This window comes from Acinetobacter sp. RUH 2624 (assembly GCF_000162375.2).
GTDB classification, from domain to species: Bacteria; Pseudomonadota; Gammaproteobacteria; order Pseudomonadales; family Moraxellaceae; genus Acinetobacter; species Acinetobacter nosocomialis.
Map to the genome: position 1 here is coordinate 2,830,089 of NZ_KI391939.1, position 18,975 is coordinate 2,849,063.

22 protein-coding genes and 1 tRNA gene are annotated in these 18,975 nt (G+C 39.4%); 12 read left to right on the top strand and 11 right to left on the bottom strand.

Annotated features, from left to right (window positions below):
- Positions 1-17: 17 nt before the first annotated feature.
- Complete coding sequence (locus HMPREF0014_RS19940) at positions 18-617, bottom strand: LysE family translocator (protein WP_006581030.1); 600 nt, start codon at positions 615-617, stop codon at positions 18-20.
- Between the two features lie 98 nt (positions 618-715).
- A complete protein-coding gene (locus HMPREF0014_RS19945; protein ID WP_006581029.1) occupies positions 716-1,795 on the bottom strand; it encodes a DNA/RNA non-specific endonuclease in 1,080 nt (359 codons plus the stop codon).
- A 255-nt stretch (positions 1,796-2,050) separates the two neighbouring features.
- Between HMPREF0014_RS19945 and HMPREF0014_RS19950 the strand changes: the two genes are divergently transcribed.
- A complete protein-coding gene (locus tag HMPREF0014_RS19950) occupies positions 2,051-2,470 on the top strand; it encodes a hypothetical protein (RefSeq protein ID WP_006582510.1) in 420 nt (139 codons plus the stop codon).
- A 55-nt stretch (positions 2,471-2,525) separates the two neighbouring features.
- Here HMPREF0014_RS19950 and HMPREF0014_RS19955 read toward each other — a convergent pair whose 3' ends face one another.
- Entirely contained in the window at positions 2,526-4,403 is a 1,878-nt protein-coding gene (locus HMPREF0014_RS19955) for a potassium transporter Kup (RefSeq protein ID WP_006581027.1), read from the bottom strand.
- 118 nt (positions 4,404-4,521) lie between these two features.
- On the opposite strand from HMPREF0014_RS19955, the gene HMPREF0014_RS19960 reads away from it, so the two are divergent.
- The 3 genes from HMPREF0014_RS19960 (at position 4,522) to elbB (ending at position 6,312) form a co-directional block, all read left to right on the top strand.
- Positions 4,522-4,611 (top strand) — tRNA-Ser (locus tag HMPREF0014_RS19960).
- 135 nt (positions 4,612-4,746) lie between these two features.
- Positions 4,747-5,559 (top strand): AraC family transcriptional regulator, encoded by an 813-nt coding sequence (locus HMPREF0014_RS19965; RefSeq protein ID WP_006581026.1) that lies wholly within the window; start codon positions 4,747-4,749, stop codon positions 5,557-5,559.
- Between the two features lie 90 nt (positions 5,560-5,649).
- Positions 5,650-6,312 carry an isoprenoid biosynthesis glyoxalase ElbB gene (gene elbB / locus HMPREF0014_RS19970; RefSeq protein ID WP_006581025.1) on the top strand — a complete coding sequence of 221 codons (663 nt, stop codon included), beginning with the start codon at positions 5,650-5,652 and terminating at the stop codon, positions 6,310-6,312.
- Positions 6,313-6,370: 58 nt separating this feature from the next.
- Here elbB and HMPREF0014_RS19975 read toward each other — a convergent pair whose 3' ends face one another.
- On the bottom strand, positions 6,371-6,712 hold the full coding sequence (locus tag HMPREF0014_RS19975) for a DHCW motif cupin fold protein (protein ID WP_006581024.1): 342 nt from the start codon (positions 6,710-6,712) through the stop codon (positions 6,371-6,373).
- Between the two features lie 141 nt (positions 6,713-6,853).
- On the bottom strand, positions 6,854-7,411 hold the full coding sequence (locus HMPREF0014_RS19980; protein WP_006581023.1) for an NAD(P)H-dependent oxidoreductase: 558 nt from the start codon (positions 7,409-7,411) through the stop codon (positions 6,854-6,856).
- A 116-nt stretch (positions 7,412-7,527) separates the two neighbouring features.
- On the opposite strand from HMPREF0014_RS19980, the gene HMPREF0014_RS19985 reads away from it, so the two are divergent.
- Positions 7,528-7,863 (top strand): helix-turn-helix domain-containing protein, encoded by a 336-nt coding sequence (locus tag HMPREF0014_RS19985; protein WP_004711568.1) that lies wholly within the window; start codon positions 7,528-7,530, stop codon positions 7,861-7,863.
- 18 nt (positions 7,864-7,881) lie between these two features.
- Here the strand turns inward: HMPREF0014_RS19985 and HMPREF0014_RS19990 are convergent.
- Positions 7,882-9,041, bottom strand: a protein-coding gene (locus HMPREF0014_RS19990; RefSeq protein ID WP_085945698.1) for an IS3 family transposase whose coding sequence is annotated in 2 segments (ribosomal slippage) — positions 7,882-8,807 and positions 8,807-9,041 — 1,161 coding nt in all. Because the reading frame shifts where the segments join, the coding sequence is not laid out codon by codon here.
- A gap of 89 nt (positions 9,042-9,130) precedes the next feature.
- Here HMPREF0014_RS19990 and HMPREF0014_RS20000 point away from each other — a divergent pair.
- The gene (locus HMPREF0014_RS20000; RefSeq protein WP_031944346.1) at positions 9,131-9,349 is read left to right on the top strand and encodes a DUF6500 family protein; all 219 of its coding nucleotides are present in this window, start codon (positions 9,131-9,133) and stop codon (positions 9,347-9,349) included.
- A 64-nt stretch (positions 9,350-9,413) separates the two neighbouring features.
- Here HMPREF0014_RS20000 and HMPREF0014_RS20005 read toward each other — a convergent pair whose 3' ends face one another.
- Positions 9,414-10,295: a hypothetical protein gene (locus tag HMPREF0014_RS20005; protein WP_020992321.1), complete on the bottom strand. Its 882-nt coding sequence runs from the start codon at positions 10,293-10,295 to the stop codon at positions 9,414-9,416.
- The gene (locus tag HMPREF0014_RS20010) at positions 10,279-11,340 is read right to left on the bottom strand and encodes a hypothetical protein (RefSeq protein WP_227501435.1); all 1,062 of its coding nucleotides are present in this window, start codon (positions 11,338-11,340) and stop codon (positions 10,279-10,281) included. Before HMPREF0014_RS20010 ends, HMPREF0014_RS20005 begins: the two co-directional genes overlap by 17 nt.
- A gap of 99 nt (positions 11,341-11,439) precedes the next feature.
- Between HMPREF0014_RS20010 and HMPREF0014_RS20015 the strand changes: the two genes are divergently transcribed.
- The 3 genes from HMPREF0014_RS20015 (at position 11,440) to HMPREF0014_RS20025 (ending at position 13,921) form a co-directional block, all read left to right on the top strand.
- Positions 11,440-11,868: a transposase gene (locus HMPREF0014_RS20015; protein ID WP_000364662.1), complete on the top strand. Its 429-nt coding sequence runs from the start codon at positions 11,440-11,442 to the stop codon at positions 11,866-11,868.
- Positions 11,865-12,200, top strand: a complete 336-nt coding sequence (gene tnpB, locus HMPREF0014_RS20020; protein ID WP_000618090.1) for an IS66 family insertion sequence element accessory protein TnpB — start codon at positions 11,865-11,867, stop codon at positions 12,198-12,200. The genes HMPREF0014_RS20015 and tnpB overlap by 4 nt, the downstream gene beginning before the upstream one ends.
- Before the next feature lie 74 nt (positions 12,201-12,274).
- A complete protein-coding gene (locus tag HMPREF0014_RS20025) occupies positions 12,275-13,921 on the top strand; it encodes an IS66-like element ISAba17 family transposase (protein ID WP_001094416.1) in 1,647 nt (548 codons plus the stop codon).
- Between the two features lie 107 nt (positions 13,922-14,028).
- Here HMPREF0014_RS20025 and HMPREF0014_RS20030 read toward each other — a convergent pair whose 3' ends face one another.
- On the bottom strand, positions 14,029-14,391 hold the full coding sequence (locus HMPREF0014_RS20030; RefSeq protein ID WP_002052154.1) for a hypothetical protein: 363 nt from the start codon (positions 14,389-14,391) through the stop codon (positions 14,029-14,031).
- A gap of 80 nt (positions 14,392-14,471) precedes the next feature.
- Between HMPREF0014_RS20030 and HMPREF0014_RS20035 the strand changes: the two genes are divergently transcribed.
- Positions 14,472-15,146 (top strand): hypothetical protein, encoded by a 675-nt coding sequence (locus HMPREF0014_RS20035; protein WP_006580869.1) that lies wholly within the window; start codon positions 14,472-14,474, stop codon positions 15,144-15,146.
- Between the two features lie 32 nt (positions 15,147-15,178).
- Here the strand turns inward: HMPREF0014_RS20035 and HMPREF0014_RS20040 are convergent, their stop codons facing one another.
- Positions 15,179-15,730 carry a TetR/AcrR family transcriptional regulator gene (locus HMPREF0014_RS20040; RefSeq protein ID WP_006580868.1) on the bottom strand — a complete coding sequence of 184 codons (552 nt, stop codon included), beginning with the start codon at positions 15,728-15,730 and terminating at the stop codon, positions 15,179-15,181.
- A 777-nt stretch (positions 15,731-16,507) separates the two neighbouring features.
- Here HMPREF0014_RS20040 and HMPREF0014_RS20045 point away from each other — a divergent pair.
- Positions 16,508-17,410: a response regulator transcription factor gene (locus tag HMPREF0014_RS20045; RefSeq protein ID WP_020992323.1), complete on the top strand. Its 903-nt coding sequence runs from the start codon at positions 16,508-16,510 to the stop codon at positions 17,408-17,410.
- 111 nt (positions 17,411-17,521) lie between these two features.
- Positions 17,522-18,523 carry an aldo/keto reductase gene (locus HMPREF0014_RS20050; protein WP_006580866.1) on the top strand — a complete coding sequence of 334 codons (1,002 nt, stop codon included), beginning with the start codon at positions 17,522-17,524 and terminating at the stop codon, positions 18,521-18,523.
- Between the two features lie 47 nt (positions 18,524-18,570).
- Here HMPREF0014_RS20050 and HMPREF0014_RS20055 read toward each other — a convergent pair whose 3' ends face one another.
- On the bottom strand, positions 18,571-18,966 hold the full coding sequence (locus HMPREF0014_RS20055; protein ID WP_006580865.1) for a hypothetical protein: 396 nt from the start codon (positions 18,964-18,966) through the stop codon (positions 18,571-18,573).
- Between the last annotated feature and the right edge of the window lie 9 nt (positions 18,967-18,975).

Sequence of the window (18,975 nt, forward strand, 5' to 3'; positions counted from 1 at the left end):
AGTGTAATACGACCAATCTATAAAAAATCAATCAAAATTAAAAGTGCCGATAAAATTAAAAAAGCACCCATTAAGATATTAAAATATTTCAAACGGTTGCCTTGGTTTAGCACCACTGAAAATTTATCACCACAGAATCCCCAAAAGAACAAACATATATAGCAGGTGAAAAAATAAATCACGATAAAAATCGGCAAAGCCTTTGGATGTTCAATGCTAGTAAACATGGTAATGCCCGACACACAAGCCAACCATGCTTTAGGGTTCAGCCACTGTAACAAGAAGCCATCTTTAAAATTGGGAATGATCATCTGTTCTAGTGAAACACTAGAAATAGAAATATTTGCTGCAGAAAGAATAATTTTTATTCCGATATAACAAACAAATAGCGTTCCACAAATGGCAAGAATTTTTAAGACAACAGGAAACTGGGTTAATACACTTTGCAGCCCAAACGCCATAAATATTAAAAGCAAGGTAAAACCAATCGTGGCACCTGAAATATAGGGAAGTGATCTTTTTAAACCATGATTTAAGCTGGTTGATAAAATAACGGTATTGACGGGACCTGGGGTAATCGACATCGCAAAAGAAAAAAGAAACATCGAGGCAAACATTGTTATTGTCCTTATTTGAATAAATAGATGAGTAGACAGATCTGTATATTCATCTTATTGTATTGAATAAGAACTGTACAACAATGCCTGCAAACGATTTATTTGATGATTTGCAAGAAATAGTTCACCAAAGCTTCTACTAGCTGTTTCAAAATGGCTTTTCTAGTTTCTTCATCAATACTTGGAACTTTAGATTCCATAGGCTCAGAAGACGTGCTTTTCTGCTTTTTAAACTGGTCTTGTAATGCGTGGATCTGATCTGCACTTAAGTCTTGTTCACACTGGCTTTCTCCATCCCAGTGTAAATAGTCTAACTTCTGGTTTGGCTTAACTTGACTAGATGTTAAAGGCAGGCGATAAACATTACGTTTTTGTTGTTCAGTTAACTGAGGAAATAGGTTAATTCCTAACTTTTCCTCTAAATAACAAACACTCACAACCTTAACCTGTTGCGAGTTGTTATTTGGTGCATAGTAAGCGCCAATTGCGCCTGTTTTAGGATAGTAAACAGCCTTATACACTGCGCTTGGAACAATAACACCACGTCCAATCGTTTTGAGTCGTTGACCTTCAAAGATTGGTCCTGTCACAACATATGCATCTTGCTTTTGCTTGGTAACCACTGCACGAGTGGCATCTTCAAGCTTACGCCAAACTTCCTGATTATTTTTCGGTGCCTGTGGAACCATGTTACTCAGCGAAAAACTATCGAACTGCGAGTCCTTGGTCGGCATATCGCCATTTGGTGACATATGTCCACGGTCATAGCCTGAGCCACGATAATCGCTTAAAAGTGAACGGTGGCGCTCAGGCACACGTGTTTCTTCGTGGAAATTATCTTCGCGTTTAATTTTAGTGCTTAAACGTTCAGGACTAAGATATTCAGCTGACCATAACGGCGTTTTAGACATCCCCGAGTACAAAACATTGAAGCCATTAAAGCACAGCGGATAACTGTCTTTTTTTAAACTTTCTTTATTTAAAGCAGGAGGAATTTCGCGATAAAACTGATTGAGACAAGTCGAGTTGGTACTTAAGGGCGAAAACCACTGTGAAATCTTTTCACTTCCAAAAGCAATTGCAAAACTTCCAGCAGCAACACAAGCAAGAATAATCTTGCCAAAATGCTGACTTAGAGAGAATGAATTTGTACCTGTACTACGTTTTTTACTTGCCATGTTTCTATCAATACCACTGTCCATATGCAGCTTAACAATCCTGCTTTTTTAAGTATATCGCTTAACTTTCAAATGGTTAAAACATGGTCATCTTTTTTGTAACTCTATTTCTTGTTCGGTAACAGTTTGTTGGCCTTGTGAGGAACTTTCACTATTGAATTGGGTTAATTGCGTATCTTTCATTGAAAACGACCAATCGCTTATGACATGGTTAGCTCCACAAATTTGGATAAAAATATAAACGGAGTCCATTTAATGATCCATTCAAAGATTATTGGTATTGGCGTAATTGCTGGACTGTGCAGTATGGCAGCCTTAGCTGAACCTGCGGTCCAACCCGGTGAGACTTTAGAAAGTTTATCTAAAGTAAAAGTGACTACAACCGTCAATGGCCAACCTGGCTCTATTAGTGATTTAGTTAAAAGTGGTCAAGTACAACCTGTTTCTGCTGCCCCAACAGGTGCTGCTCCTACAGGTGCTCCTATTCCAGCCGATGTACCGCCGGCTCCTCCTGCAGATGTACCACCAGCACCTCCTGCGGGCGGTGAAATGGCTGCTCCAGCACCACAAGACCCAAATACACCGCCACCACCGGCTAACCCGAACCAGTCAGCAGACCCAATGGCAAAAGATGGTGCATTGCCAGCAGATGCACCTATGCCACAAGCTCAATAATCAGAGCCATAAAAAAACCAAGACTTATGTCTTGGTTTTTTATTACATCAAATTTCTATATTTCGATTTGACTACCTAACTCCACCACACGGTTGGTTGGAATTTGATAGAAGTCACTCACCGGACTGGTATTACGTTGCATCGAAATAAACAGTTTTTCTCTCCACGGCGACATACCATCACCCACCGAGTGAACAATACGATCGCGCGAAATAAAGAAGCTGATATGCATTAAGTCATATTCAAGACCTAACTGCTCATAAGCTTGCATAAGCGCTTTTGGTACATTCATTTCATCTTTAAAGCCGTAGAAAATTTTAATACGGTAGAAATGTTCAGCTAAAGCTTCTGTTGTAATACGCTCTTCTGGTGCAACAAAAGGTACATCTTCAATCACCACAGTGACCAAGATATTACGCTGATGCAGCACTTTGTTGTGCTTAATGTTATGTAGCATGGCATGCGGTACAACGTTTGGCGTACCTGTCATAAACACGGCATCACCCGGTACCCAGTGCACGCTATTACCAATACTTTTTACAAACAAATCGAGCGACAAAGTATCGTGTTCAAGCTTAGCAAAAGTAAGCTCACGGCCACGTTTCCATGTCATCAAGATGGTGACTGCAATACCACCAATGAGTAGTGGCACCCAACCACCTGACAACACTTTAAGTGAAGTTGCTGCGACTAAAACCGACTCTAAAATAAAGAATGGAATAATCAGTAACACCACTTTTGGCCAGCTCCATTTCCACGCTGAGTAGATAAAGATGGAAACCAAAATCGTGTCACACAGCATGGTTAAGGTCACTGCTAAACCATAAGCACTTGCCAAGTTTGAGCTGGTTTTGAAAATCAGAATTAAGATAATAATTGCGATTAAAAGTAACCAGTTTAAGAACGGCACATAGATCTGACCTTCTTCAGACTCAGAAGTATGTTTAATACTTAAACGCGGTAAATAACCCAATTGAATCGCTTGACGAGCAAGAGAGAACACCCCAGAAATTACAGCTTGAGAAGCAATCACTGTTGCCATGGTCGCCATAATAATCATTGGATAAAGTGCCCACTGTGGCACCAGTAGATAGAACGGGTTTTCAATTGCCGCAGGGTCACGAAGTAACAATGCGCCTTGTCCTGCATAGTTTAAAACCAAGCATGGCAACACCACAAAGAACCACGCAAGACGAATCGGAACAGGTCCAAAATGCCCCATGTCGGCATAGAGTGCTTCACCACCTGTCACTGTTAACACCACAGCACCCATCACAAAAAACGTCATGACTGGATGATGGTAGATAAACTGAATTGCCCAATGTGGACTAAACATGCCGAGTACAATCGGTGTTTGAATGACGCTATGAAGGCCTAATGCACCTAAAGAGATAAACCACACAAGCGTAATTGGACCAAAGAACTTACCTACAAAGGCCGTACCATGTTTTTGAACTAAAAACAGCGTCACAATAATGGCAATTGCAATAGGCATAATGAACGGATCAAAAACGTTGGTTGCAATAGACAACCCTTCGACCGCAGACAATACCGAAATGGCTGGGGTAATAATACCGTCACCAAAGAACAGTGATGCCCCAATAAAACCAATCGCAATCATGTAGATTTTTTTGTTGTCGGCAATTTTTGCTTTACGCAAATTCAATGCAAGTAAGGCCATGATACCGCCTTCCCCATTGTTATCTGCACGCATGACAATGGCGACATACTTGATGCTGATAATCAGCATTAAGCACCAAAAAATAATGGATAAAATTCCTAATACGTTTTCAGGCTGAATTCCCAAACCATGGGCAGCATGGAAGGACTCTTTCAAGGCATAGAGCGGACTTGTTCCGATGTCTCCAAAGACCACCCCAAGAGCTGCCAAAGCCGTGGCAGGCAAGGTCGCTTTTTTGGCCGTATTTTGCATTGTGTAATTAAACCAATATGATTTTTAGCGCAATCTTATCACCTCTATTATTTTTTTTCTGTAATGCTCGTCTTAAATCTTGGCAGAACCTAATTTTTTAGTTACTATCGCACGCCTTGGTGAGGTGTCCGAGTGGCTGAAGGAGCACGCCTGGAAAGTGTGTATACGTTTGCGCGTATCGAGGGTTCGAATCCCTCTCTCACCGCCAGAATTCAAATTTAAAGAAGCTTAAACTTAATTGGTTTAGGCTTTTTTATTGGCTCAAATATTAAAAATAGCCAAAAAAATATTGATAATTTTATATCCATCACAACGCCTAAATTTAAGTAAATATTTAAATTCAATGCAGAATCTTATTTCTTTAGCTAAAAAAAGCCTGCTCGAGCATAGTCACTTAAACCTGCCTTTTGCGGTCTATTCAGCTTACCAAGAGCAAAAAATCACAAACGTTCCGATTTCTAAGCCATTGCTGATTATTGTTTTGAGCGGATATAAAGAACTTGGAAAAATTGAAAATATTAAGTGTGATGCTGGTACTTTTATTTTTTTAGCCAACAGCTCCAGCATTGACATGCGAAATATTCCAGATCAAGAGGAATATTTCGCCCTTCTTATCGAGTTTGATTTTGAAGATTTTAATGATCTAACTCAAAACACTGGTACTTCTCAGAACTATGTTCAAGGCCAGCTGAATCCTCTTTTAGAAAGTGCCCTGCATCAGTTTATAGACTTCTCTTTAGTTGCCCCCTCGTCTGCGATTAAATTTAGAAAAAGGGAGCTTTTAGAGCTTATTTATTATTCGGGCTATACCGACATTGCTAAACTCAACATGAATACAAGCTTGAGCGAAAAAGTTCAGGCTTTTATTTCTGACCATTTATCTACAGAACTCACCACTGAATTTATCGCTGCTCAACTTTTCATGAGTTCATCGACGCTACGAAGAAAACTGAAAAGTGAAGGAAACAGCATTCAGGACATTCGTAATAGAGTAAGACTGGGACACGGATTACACTTACTTCAAACCACCAATGACAGCATTGGAAATATTGCTTTTGAGTGTGGCTATCAATCTCAATCTCGATTTACTGAACAATTTAAAAATTTGTTTGGGATTACCCCACGTGAACTACGTAAAACCAAAATGCTCAATTAGGGCGAATTTATGGCAAATCTGCGTATAAAAAATTTTTAGAAGAAACCTTAAGATCTTTTACACAGTTAAAAAAGGTTCTTGAAAAAGCAAATGAAAAAAGTAGCAGTGATTTTATCGGGTTGTGGTTATTTAGATGGTTCTGAAATTAGAGAATCAGTTTTAACCCTGTTAGCTTTAGATACAGCAAATATTGAATATCAAATTTTTGCACCCGACGAGCCTTTGTTTCATGTCATTGACCATGTAAGCAGCGAAATAAACATGGCTGAGCGGAGAAATGTTTTACAAGAAGCGGCAAGAATTGCCCGAGGTGAAATTTCACTACTGCATAAGCTTGATGCAAATGAATTTGATGGTCTTATTTTGCCGGGTGGCTTTGGCGTCGCAAAAAATTTATCAACATTTGCATTTAAAGGCGCAGAGGCACGAGTACATGGTACAGTGGTTTCAATTTTAAAAGCGTTTCATCAGAGCAAAAAACCGATTGGGGCAATTTGTATTTCGCCTGCACTCTTAGCTCTTACGTTTGGAGAGTTGCATCCAACTATTACTTTGGGGTGTGACATTAATATTATTAAAGAAATTGAAAAAACGGGTTCAATTCACCATGTTTGTCAAACCTCAGACTGTGTGGTCGATCAACAAAACTTATTTGTTACTACCCCTGCCTATATGGATGATCAAGCTAACTTAAAAGATATCTATGCAGGTATTACAAACCTGGTTAATGCCATGACAGCTTTAGCAAATTAAGATGTTAGATGAGGGATAGAGATTGCTATCCCTTATTTCATGCGTTCTTTGTATAAATCTAATCAACGATAAGTAACTTCGCACCATTTAGGCTAAAAGACTGATGTGGCTCTGAATTGTCTCCGACTTGATAACTCATACCTGAAGTTAAAGTAAATGTTCGCCCGTCTTTCAATCTGCTTTCTAGCTCGCCTTCTAGGCAAAATAAAATATGGCCTTTTTCACACCAATGGTCTGCTAAGTAGTTTGCTGAGTACTCTACAAGTCTTACCCTTATTTTATTTCCTTCTTCACCAAAAAATTGGGTTTTCCAATAAGCTTTTCCTGTTTCACCGTTATATTCAGTGACTTCTATTTCTTCCCAATTTGTAATTTGAAATGGAAAAGGCGCGATATTCATAATTTTTTCCAAAGACGTATTATTGTATTTTTCAACTTATAGACAAAATTGGTTTTTGCAAACTGTTTACTAAGATAACAAAACTATTTTTTCATTTTGAAAAGACCCAAACCCTCACGTTTAGGCCTCCTCCTTAAAACCTTACTCAGACAACGCTAATAACTTCTGAACATACTCAATCGCATTATTTGCTACGTCTTGATGAGTCGGAACGTCGTCATCTTCTGAAGGGTTAGTGTCTAAACCATAAAATGCATGAAGTGGTTGATAGTCCGCTCCAACATATAAAGCAGTGAGCTGAAAAGAACTAAAAACTTGTTCCAACGTAAGTTTATATTCACCCTGCTCTGAATAAATATGTTCTTGGCCACCCGCAGATACAGCCAGCATAAACTTCTTATTTTTAACTTTGTCACCTGTTGAACCGTAAGCCCATCCATATGTTAAAACTTCATCAAGCCATTGTTTCAAAAGCGGTGGGCAGTTAAACCAATACACTGGAAATTGAAAAACTAAATTTTCGTGTTCTTCTACAAGCGCTTGTTCTTTGGCAACGTCAATTACGCCATCTGGGTAGGCTTGATAAATTTGGTGGACTGTAAATTGGTCTGGGTATTTTTCCAATTCCTCTACCCATCTTTTATTTACGACTGATTGTTCTATGTGAGGGTGGGTAACAATGACTAATGTCTTTTTCATTATAAAAACACTCTTATCGAAAAGTTGATAAATCGATTATAGAAGTGTGCTTTCCTAAATATAAGTACGGTAATTTATGTTATATACTATACTAAAAGATAGTGTAGATTTTTAAAATGACCGAGTGTGTTCCATCAAACACGCCATTAGAAGAAACGGGTTTTGGCTACACCCTTTCTTTGATTAATGGCAAATATAAAATGATTATTATGTATTGGCTGTATGAAAAAAATGTCATGCGTTTTAATGAGATGCAACGCTGCATTGGCAATATTTCATTTAGAACACTCAGCAATACACTCAAAGAGTTAGAAAGAGACGAACTTATTATTCGTAAAGAATATCCTCAAATTCCGCCAAAAGTTGAATATCGGCTTTCTGAGAGAGGACAATCTTTAATTCCTTTGTTAGATATGATGTGCCAATGGGGCGAGCAAAATAAGCCGTCTTAGTTTTATAGACTTGTGATCCTAGACAGTATCGTGGACAACAAATCCCTCTAAATTCTTAAAATATTTCTTCTCAAAGGCTTCAGGGCTTAACCAGCCATTTGCAGAATGTCTTCTGACCCGATTGTAATAAATCTCAATATAGTCAAACAAGACAGCATTCGCTTCTTTTCGAGTGGCAAACACACTGCCATGGACCACATGACCTTTCAATGTATGAAAGAAGCTTTCAGTCACTGCATTATCCCAACAGTTTCCACGTCTAGACATACTCTGAGTACAATCATTTGTCAGTAACAGCGCTCTAAAATCACGACTACAGTACTGTGAACCTTGGTCCGAATGAACCATAACACCAGTTGGATACCCCTGACGAGCCATTGCATAGTTAAACGTATCACACACCAACTGGCGGTCTATTCGATGGCTGGTTTGCCACCCCACGATACGACGACTAAATAGATCCAGCATCACACATAAATACAGCCAACCTTGCTTGGTACGGATATAGGTAATATCCGTTGTCCAAACCTTGTTAGGCTGAATGACTGTAAATTGACGCTCTAACAGATTGGGTGCTGTAGGCAAACGATGGTTTGAATCAGTCGTATGCTTGTATTTACGCGCAATCCTGCTGCGTAAACCCAGATTTTTCAGCATTCTTCCAACAGTGCGTTCACTCATGCTGTAACCTAAATCATGCATGTCATGTACCAATGAAGGTGCACCCAATCGTGCATGATGCTGCCAATATACGGCTTTTAAATCATTATATTTCTCTACCGTATTGGCCTGACGTTTTCGCCAGGCATAATAGCCTGAAGTGCTGACACCTAGGTATTTACAGGCAGAAGATACCGTGACTTCATTCATATCTAGATCTTGAATTACCGTGTACTTTTCTTGGCATGATCTGTTAGAAAGTACACATGCGCTTTTTTTAAGATGTCATTGGCTTCCTTGAGCTGTTTGACTTCTTTCTCTAATTCCAAGATCCGCTGTTGTTCTGGTGAAAGTTGACGTTTGCTTGAACCCACTGGATTGGTTTCACGAATCCATTTGTCTAAAGTTGAATAACCCACACCTAATTTCTGGGCGATTGCAGCTATAGGCTCGTGTGAGTTTGAAAGTGCATAATCAATTGCTTGCTGTTTAAATTCAGCACTAAAACGTTTGGCCATTTCTTGGATCTCCAAAGTTAACGTTACGTTATCTTTAGAGGGAAGTACTGTCCATTATTTTGGCTAGGATCATTGAAGTGATACTCAATATGAGAAATGAATTAAGAGAAATTTTTATTAAAGGATGCGACGATAAAATTGAAAAGAAGGGAGACAATGTCGGTCTATCTTTTTATGCTTTTTTTAAAAATAAGAATGATAACCCTGAGCTACTGATGGAAGCAGCACATTGGTGGATTATGGAGCATAAGCTAGATCACTTTGAGAAAGCCGTGAAGATTAAAGAGTTGGTTTTGAGTGGGCAGTAATTATAATTATTTGAAAAAGGCTTAAATTTAAATAGTTTAAGCCTTTTTATTACTTCAAAAAAATTTACTTAACATATGACCAAACATCAGGATCTGTATATTCTTCATCGATATGATAGCCCTCAGCCTTGGCTTTTCTCTCTTCCTTTTCTCGATATTTTTTATTTTCACTTAATCTCTTTTTAAATGCTTGCTCGAATTCACTAGGTGTCATTTTATCAGAGTCAGGAATTGAGTCTCTTTCATTGTAACGAACGCTCTGAAAGCTAAATCTAAGCATATATTGCTCTTCATTACGCTCATTCTTAGCTGTTCTTTTTAAACTGATATCTAAAATAATTCCATTAGCGTACAACCTATAACCTAATGATTTTGTTGGGCTGTTGTTTATTATATTTTTCCACTCCTCAAAGCTAAAAATATAACTCGGGTCAATGACATCACGACTTTTTGATAGATGTTTAATATTATCTTCTTTAGCGATACGCGGAGCATCTGTGAAGAAATAGTTTTTCCAACCAGCCTTATTAATACGTTTCATTAAAGCCACATAGCTTTGATAAGCCTGCTCTGAAGTAGCAAACTCTTCTTTTGTGAGACCCGCATCGATATCTAAAACTTGAATCCCTTCATTTTTGTCATATTGAGTACCTAATACAGAAAAAACATGCTCAATTAGCAAACTGTTAGGACCATTATCTATAGTTAATTTTCCTAAGTTAGGAGGAGAAAATTGAAGTTCTCTAAAGCTAACGCCAGCTGGGTGATTATCGACATTATCATCATTATACTTTGAAAAATCTTGAATACCTTTTTCACCCATATGCAAAGTGTAGGCCTGCTGATTCATAGTCAAATTCTCATTATGTTCTGATGTTGGCTGACAAGCGGAAAGTAATAATCCAAAAATAAAGATTAGGAAATATTGTTTAAATTTTGCCATCATTACTATCTTTCCCTACTTTAAACTCTGCTTTGCTATCTCCCCATCCTGAAATAACTCCTAATTCTTTTTCTAAGAAGTCTCGTCCTTTATCGCTTTGCATTAATCGATGATACTTAGAAGCCGCAACTTTAATCCATTTCATACGACTATCATAAACTTCAACCTGAGTACCCTCTAACGGTTCACTATAAACCGTTTCAGGTAGCTGAGATAGAACACCTGCATGACGACCTTTATACTGTCCTTGTTTATTAGGTTTAACTGCATCAACTCCATAATCACTAGTTAAAATAAGAGTACTATCCGGTAAACCTGTAATTCGTTGCAAAGAAGCTTGTTTCTGGACTTTCCATTCCTTCCACACTAGTTCTTGCAAAATATTATATTGTTCCTGAACTGCAATCGCCATCAGATGGTCAAAAAGATTCTTTGAAGCCGTTTTAAAATTATCGTTTCGAGTCTTCCCTGCTCGCTTAAAAGTATTTTCAATATCAGGTAAATACCCAAAGCCTTCTTCTATCTGATCAGTCCATTCTAATTGTTTAATAGCGGATAAGGAGTTGGACCAAGGCAAATTCTCAACTTCTTTTTTAATATGTTTAAAACCAGATACATTTCGGGCTTTCATACAACTTTTAAAGGAGGCTGATGAAGCACTCCATGCATAATGCCATGGTGCAATATCCATAAATAACCATAAATTGCCCTTAGCAAAAGAATGTACAGGATCTCGAATCATAGAACTAATAACAGGGGCTGTTAAAACACCGCCTACAGCACCAGAAATTACAGGTGCCCACTTATATCCCCATGCGGTCAACCCATGTTTAAAAATAGCAGCTACGGTTTTAGAGGCAAATGCCCCAAGCCCCATCCAATAGTAACGACCTCTAAATAATTTAGTTCCTGAAATTTCTTGTTCTAAATAAATTCGGGCATAGACAGAAGCAATACGCCTTGCTCTAGCCTCATAACCAGGTTCAAGCTTGTAATGATTCGCACTTTTAAGATTAGAAACTCTTTTTATAGCTTCTTGTTGATAAATTTCCCAAAAAGTTAAACAGTAAGCGTCCGCTGAACCCCACTTTTTCTAACTCATTAATACCGCGATAGTGTCCACTTAAATTTAAGTGGACACCTATTTATGGATTTAAAGACAGTTATAGACAGTGCACCAACGCTAAAAAAGCCCCGTCGAACCTTCACAGCTGAATTTAAACATCAACTTATTCAGCAATGCCAGCAGCCAGATACATCAGTGGCCAAGGTAGCAATGCAACATCAGATCAATGCCAATCTGCTACATAAATGGATTCGTCAGTCCAGATCAATGCCCCCTGCATTAAAAACCCCATCCATTCCACAGACTGACTTTCTTCCGGTCATTCTTCACCCGACTCCAGTCAAACAAGAAGCACCTCTACCACCTGTGCCAGAGAAGAAAGCTGTCGCTCATATCAGGATTCCATTACATGAGGCACCAAGTTCCGCAAGGGATCAGATGATCGAGATCGACTGGCCGGTGGAGTCAGTAACTGAATTACTGTTGCTGATCCAGGGTTTGACTCAATGATTCGTATTGATGAGATCTGGTTGTCTACCCAGCCGATGGACATGCGTGCAGGGATGGATACAGCCATGGCTCAGGTGCTGAGAGCCTTTGGCTACATCAAACCGCATTGCGCTTACCTGTTCTGTAATAAGCGTGGCCATCGTATGAAAGTGCTGGTGCATGATGGACTGGGTATCTGGCTGTGTGCCCGGCGGCTGGAACAGGGGAAATTCCACTGGGCTAAAGTTCACCAGGGTGAAAGTATGGCGATCAGCCCGGAGCAGTTACAGGCACTGATCCAGGGTTTGCCCTGGCAAAGAATCGGACTGCAGCAAGTGGTAACAATGCTCTAAACCAGGCTCATCCATTCTGCTATTCTCCAAACGTTCTATTTCCTCTGCATCATGACCTCAGGCATACTGCGGTCATGAATACGCTGCCTGATTTAAGCCAACTGACCCATGAACAACTGCTGGAATTTACCAGACAGTTGGCGATGCAGCATCAGTCTCTGGCACAATCTAAACAACAACTGGAACAATCAAATCAGCAATTAGATGCCAGAGTTCAACATCTTGAAGTCACCAATCAGCAATTAGATTCTAAAGTTCAACATCTTTCTATTCTCAATCAAAAATACGAGCATGAGCTTGCACTATTTAAACAGCATAAATTCGGCAGTAAAAATGAACATCTAACCGCAAAACAAATCCATCTCTGGGATGAAGCGGTTGAAGAAGATATTGCAGCGGTTGATCTGGAACTGGAACGACTGAATGCAGATAAAACCAATGCAGCTGCACAGAAAGCCCCAGTCAACAAACCTAAACGTCGGCTGTTGCCAGATCATCTACACACCCTCCGTATTGAGCATGAACCTGAATCAACACAATGCAGTTGTGGCTGTACCTTGCGTCGTATCGGTGAAGATGTCAGTGAAAAACTGAATTTCAGACCGGCACAGTTCTATAAGGAACAGCATGTGCGTGGTAAATGGGTCTGTGATCAGTGTGACACTCTGACTCAGCAAGCGATGCCAGCCTATGTGATTGATAAAGGCATTGCTTCACCTGAATTGCTTAGCCATGTGCTGGTGTCAAAGTATGCCGATCATTTGCCTTTGTACCGTCAACGTCAAATCTTTCTACGCGCAGGTGTTGATCTGTCTAGATCAACGTTATCTGACTGGATTGGCCGCTGTGGGGTGGAACTGGAACCTCTGGCCAATGCCTTAAAACAGGTGGTACTGCAACAGCAGGTGATCCATGCAGATGAAACACCGGTGACGGTCATGCAGATGGGTGAAAATGAGAAAAAGCCCAAAAAAGGTTATGTCTGGGCCTATGCCAGCACACAGTACAATCCAGTTCAGGCAGTGATCTATGACTTTCAAGATAGCCGTTCTGGCCAGCATGCTGAAGACTTCCTGAAAGGCTGGCAGGGTCATTTGGTCTGTGATGATTACAGTGGTTATAAAGCACGCTTTAGATCAGGTCAGGTCATTGAGGTGGGCTGCATGGCACATGCACGTCGTAAATTCCATGAACTACATGTGACCAAGAAAAGTCAGGTCGCTGAACAGGCATTAGTGCTGATTCAGAAATTATATGCGATAGAAGCAGAATTAAGAAAAAAGACGGATGGTACAGCGGAAGACCGCTGCGAATACCGACAACAGCATAGTCAACCGGTCATGCAACAACTATATGAATGGCTCAACCAACATCAACTGACGGTGCCATCGAGTTCTCCAACCGCCCGGGCGATCAATTACAGCCTAAAACGTTGGACTGCTTTAAGCCGCTATCTGGATGATGGCAATCTACCCATTGACAATAATTGGATAGAGAACCAAATGCGTCCCTGGGCCTTGGGGCGTAAGAACTGGCTATTTGCAGGTTCGCTGCGCAGTGGTCAACGAGCTGCCAATATCATGACTTTAATCCAGTCAGCAAAGCTGAATGGCTTGGATCCGTATGCCTATTTAAGTGATGTGCTGAAAAGGTTGCCAACACATAAAGTGCCTCAAATAGAAGAATTACTACCTCACCGCTGGAAACCTGAACCCCGTTAAAACTTGGCGATGGCGTTCAGCGGATGCTTACGTTAAACAATCACATTTAACGGTTTTACAGCTATTTTCCGTAGTATTGGTATTACTGTCCCAATCAAGACTTCCACTCATTTAGCATCACCATCATTATCAGCAGAATCAGCCTCGAAACTTATCCAATTTAAATCTAACTTCAAATTTTCTTGCTTAGAAGAATGAATACGCTTAGACCTCCCTTTGTCATCTGCTTGAGAGATATACTCGTGCTCATCAGTAGAAATTTTATAGTCTACTTTTTTCATAGGCTCGCCAGAGGGTAATAGCATTTGAAACTTCTCGTTATAAGCCTCATAAGCGGGTAATCCTTGAATATTTACTCCGACTTCAGCCCCACCTTTAAATAGATGTTGCCCAGCTTTTACTTCAAACTTTGCTGGAGTAATTAATGTAATACCATTTTTATTAATAATAATCTGAGAACCGCCAGCCATATACAAAACCTTATCTGGTAAAATTTTATTTGTCTTCCTAAAATAGATTCCATGAAGATTAACTTAAAACGCTTAATATTATGACCTTTATTCTTGCTATTCAACTTGAGGATAGTATTGTGATTGCAGCAGATACTCGCAGTACTATACCGCATCAGAATAATGGCTCATATTTATATCAAGATGGTATTCAAAAGCTTTTCCCATGGGAAAATGGTATTATTACAGGAACTGGTGAATTAAACCTTATCCAAAATGTTATATATTCTTTCAATAAAGTTAATAAAAATAGTATTGATGAACTGCCAGACCTATTGAAAGCATCCAAACTAAGACGTGAACAAGAAATCACACACTCACAGTTAGAAATCACAAAATTACTATATTCAACTTATAGAAAAAATGGAGCACAAATTTACTCAATTCAACCTAATAAACTAGAAGAATATGAAGTAATTAGATGCGAGAAAAATGAAATTTTACTATGGACATTTAATCCTAATATTCATCCTATCATTAATGCATTAACAGAACTATATTCCAGCTTAAAACCATTAAAAGTATTTAATAATATGGCTGACTGTATTTATTATTATTTAAACCAAATATCTCCTATTTTTCGTAAACAGGCTCAACATGACTCTATGATGAGCAAAGAATTTAACTTCTTTTTTCAAACCAAAGATGAATATTTTTTTGGAGAATATTTAAATAATGACTCTGGTATACTAAACAATAAAATAAATAATCTTTAAAAATAGGCCCAACTCCCGTCGGGCCTCCCCCCTCAAACCCGACTTAGAAAATAATCAATCAAATATTCCCTTTCATCGGTTTGATTTGATCCTAAAAGCTGCACCATCGCGCCATCGACCACAAATAAAAACATATGCGCATCTTCAACTGTAGCGGTAGGTTTTACAGTTAAAAGTAGTTTATGAATTTCCTGAATAAGCCAATTTCGATAATCAACCACCACTTTATAAGCCGACGGATAATGCTTTTCTATTTCAAAAATTGCTTTAAAGGGCAAACGATAAAACCCTTCTGAGTCAGCATGTAAAAAGAAAATTTTCTTGAGTTTATCGAATACCATCAGTTCGCTGTACGAATAGATCGTGGAAAATACCTCTTCTTTTAAAGCATCTATTTGAAAAGTTAAACTCATCTGAATGAGTCGTTCTTTGGAGCGAAAGTAGTTGTAAAAGGTGCCTTTGTTGATTTGGGATTCGGCAATAATTCGGTCTACCCCGACTTTGTGAAACCCATATTGGTTAAATAAATCTTTTGCCGTGTGGAGCACTCGCAATGCTCTAAATGAAGCTTCTAAATTTTTCATGTATATCGCTTAAAATAATTTTTTGTTGTAAATAAAAGAGATAGAAATGCCGTCACTCTTAAATTGAGCGCTAAAAAACAGGCATGCAGAAGCCGCACATAAATGGTGTGCTCGCCTATCTCGGGTTTTATTGTTGCTATGATTTTTTAGTCGTAATGACCTATGGCTTAAAACCTAGAGTCGGTTAAACCGTTTTAGAGACCAGTGGGATGTAGATGTAAAGATTTTGGCGAAGGTTGCCAATGAGAGAGATGATATAGTACGCATAACGGCGGACTCCTTGTTTTTTTAAAAAGAAATCCTACCAATCACTGCTAAATGATGGTGGCAGGACGAAAGAGGGTTAGCAGACTGGAAAACAAAGAAACCAGCACACCCGAAGGTGTCCCCCTTCCGCCCTACCGTAGAGAAAAAGGGGGCGAACGAGTTCACGACATACAAAACTAAGTTTTGCATATCGGCTTTGTTTTAAAACAGGGTCTGCTAAAACCCACTGGCAATGTGGCCAGCAGGCAAAGGATAATCCGCGTGTTTTGGAGTGTCAATGTGATATTGGCTATTCATTTATAAAGATTATTTTTTATTTTTCATTGGCATAGTGCTTTAAGAATATATTTTCTTAAAGTTTAGTTTTTCTGGTCACTTCATTGTTAATTTATCGTTCATTTTCAAACCTGTTTAAATGAACAGATTGATCGCACTATAAATAAAAGCTACAGTAAATAAAGTTTGAATTTTATAACTTTAAATAAATTAATAACGCACGCAGGCAAACACATGGAAACCATACATGATTTTTATCGCCGCTTTTCTTTAACCAAAGATAGCGGCTACTCGGTTCCATCAACTTCGTTTGGACATTTTAATGTGTTCCAACGCGATGCCTGCTCGTTTCTCACGCCGTATAGCCGCCGCGATTATTATAAAATTTCACTGGTTTTAGGCACAGGCGAACTACACTACGCCAACCGCTGGATACGAGTCGACCGCCCTGCTTTACTGTTTTCAAACCCAATGGTGCCTTATGCATGGGAAATTAATTCGCCTGAGCAGGCAGGCTGGTTTTGTCTATTTACCGAAGAGTTTGTAAACCAAGAATCAAGACAAAGCTTTTTAAAAGACTCACCACTGTTTAAAGTCGACGGCGACCCGCTGTATTTTTTAAATGACCAGCAGGTTGAGGAAATTTCATTTATTTTCAAAAAGATGATGAATGAAATAAATTCAGACTATATTCATAAATACAACGTTTTAAGAAATTATTTGCACCTGATTGTGCATGAAGCCATGAAAATGCAACCGACCCAACAGTTTGAAAAACATAGCAATGCTGCGGTTCGCATTTGCCACTTATTCTTTGAGTTATTAGAGCGCCAGTTCCCAATCGACTCGCCACATTTTCAGCTTAAACTCAAAACTGCAAATGACTATGCCTATGGCTTGTCTGTGCATGTGAACCATTTAAACCGAGCTGTAAAAGAAGCCACAGGTAAAACCACCTCTGAGCATATTAGCTCGCGCATTACGCAAGAAGCCAAAGCACTGCTACAACACACCAGTTGGAATATTTCCGAAATTGCCTATAGCTTAGGCTTTGAATATTCAGCGTATTTCACCAACTTCTTTAAGAAAAATACCGGATTTTCGCCTAAAAAATTCCGCGAAGACTGTGTGGCCTAAAAACAGATTGTTTGAATTTTATAATTATTGGTTTGAATGTTATACGTCAGTTTGAGCCAAAGCATTTTATAGTTTTTCTACTCAAGTGATTTTGCAAAAAGAGTGTGAAAAATGAAATATAGAACTTTAGGACAAACAGGCGAAAAAGTATCAGCACTTGGTTTAGGTTGCATGGGAATGAGCTTTGCCTATGGTGCCTCAGACGACACACAAAGCATTGCCACTCTAGAAAAAGCATTAGACCTCGGCATTAACTTTTGGGACACCGCCGACATGTACGGCAACGGCGCAAATGAAGTTTTGCTCTCAAAAGTTTTAGAAAAACACCGCGACAAAGTATTTTTGGCAACCAAATTTGGCTTTCGTTATAAAGAAGACAACCTTAACCCACAAAACTCTTTAGAGTCTTATATCGACGGCTCGCCTGAGTGGATTAAAGTCGCGGTCGAAAACAGTTTAAGACGCTTAAATACAGACGTAATTGATTTGTATTATGCGCACCGCATAGACCCGAATGTTCCGGTTGAAGACACCATTGGCGCAATGGCTGACTTGGTCAAACAAGGTAAAGTTCGTTACCTAGGACTCAGTGAAGCGTCGGCTGAAACTATTCGTAAAGCGCATGCGATTCATCCGATTGCAGCGGTTCAACATGAATATTCATTGCTTACTCGTGAGTTTGAGCAAACCCATTTACAGACCATTCGCGAGTTAGGTATTAGCCTTGTGCCGTATTCACCACTTTCGCGTGGTTTAATCACCAATACGCTTGATGTGGGCAGCCTAGACGAAAACGATTTCCGTCGCCAGTTACCACGCTACCAAGGCGATAACTGGAAAAACAACCAAAGCTTGGCGCAAGCATTTAGCGAGTTTGCCCAAAGCAAAAATGCGACAGCGGCTCAACTGGCTTTGGCTTGGATTTTGGCGCAAGGTGACGACATTATTCCAATTCCGGGTACACGTAAAATCGAGCGACTTGTAGAAAATGCGGGTGCTGTAGACCTTCATTTAACAGCGGCAGATTTAGCAGAAATTGAAGCGATTATCGCGAGATACCCAAATATGGGTGCACGCTATAACGCTCAGCAACTTGCTGCAGTGAACCACTAATATATAAGCCATAAAAAAAGTCCGACTCAGTGTCGGACTTTTTTAGTTTAGTCTTTGCTATATGTGCCTTGTTGGCGTCCACCCTGCCAGACTGCATCTAAGGATTTATCCGAAATCGTTAGGCTCTCAGGGAAAATACTTAAATCATTTTTAAATTTGGCTTCGGGTTTTAAACCAATACAGTCACCGTTTTTCCACCATGTGCCTTCGGCATATTGGTCTAACGCGCCCACAGCGAGCATCCATTTAAACTTGCCATCTGGCTGAAGTAAAAGTTCCGAACCGACTTCCATCACACCATGTAAATAATAGTGCCCTCTCCACGCTTCATCGGCCTTTTGGAATTTCACTTCTTTACATGTTATATTTGCTACATCTGCATAAACCTGAGCAGACAAAATAACCGTCGAAAGAAGTAGTAAACGTGCAAATATATTTTTCATTATTTAGTT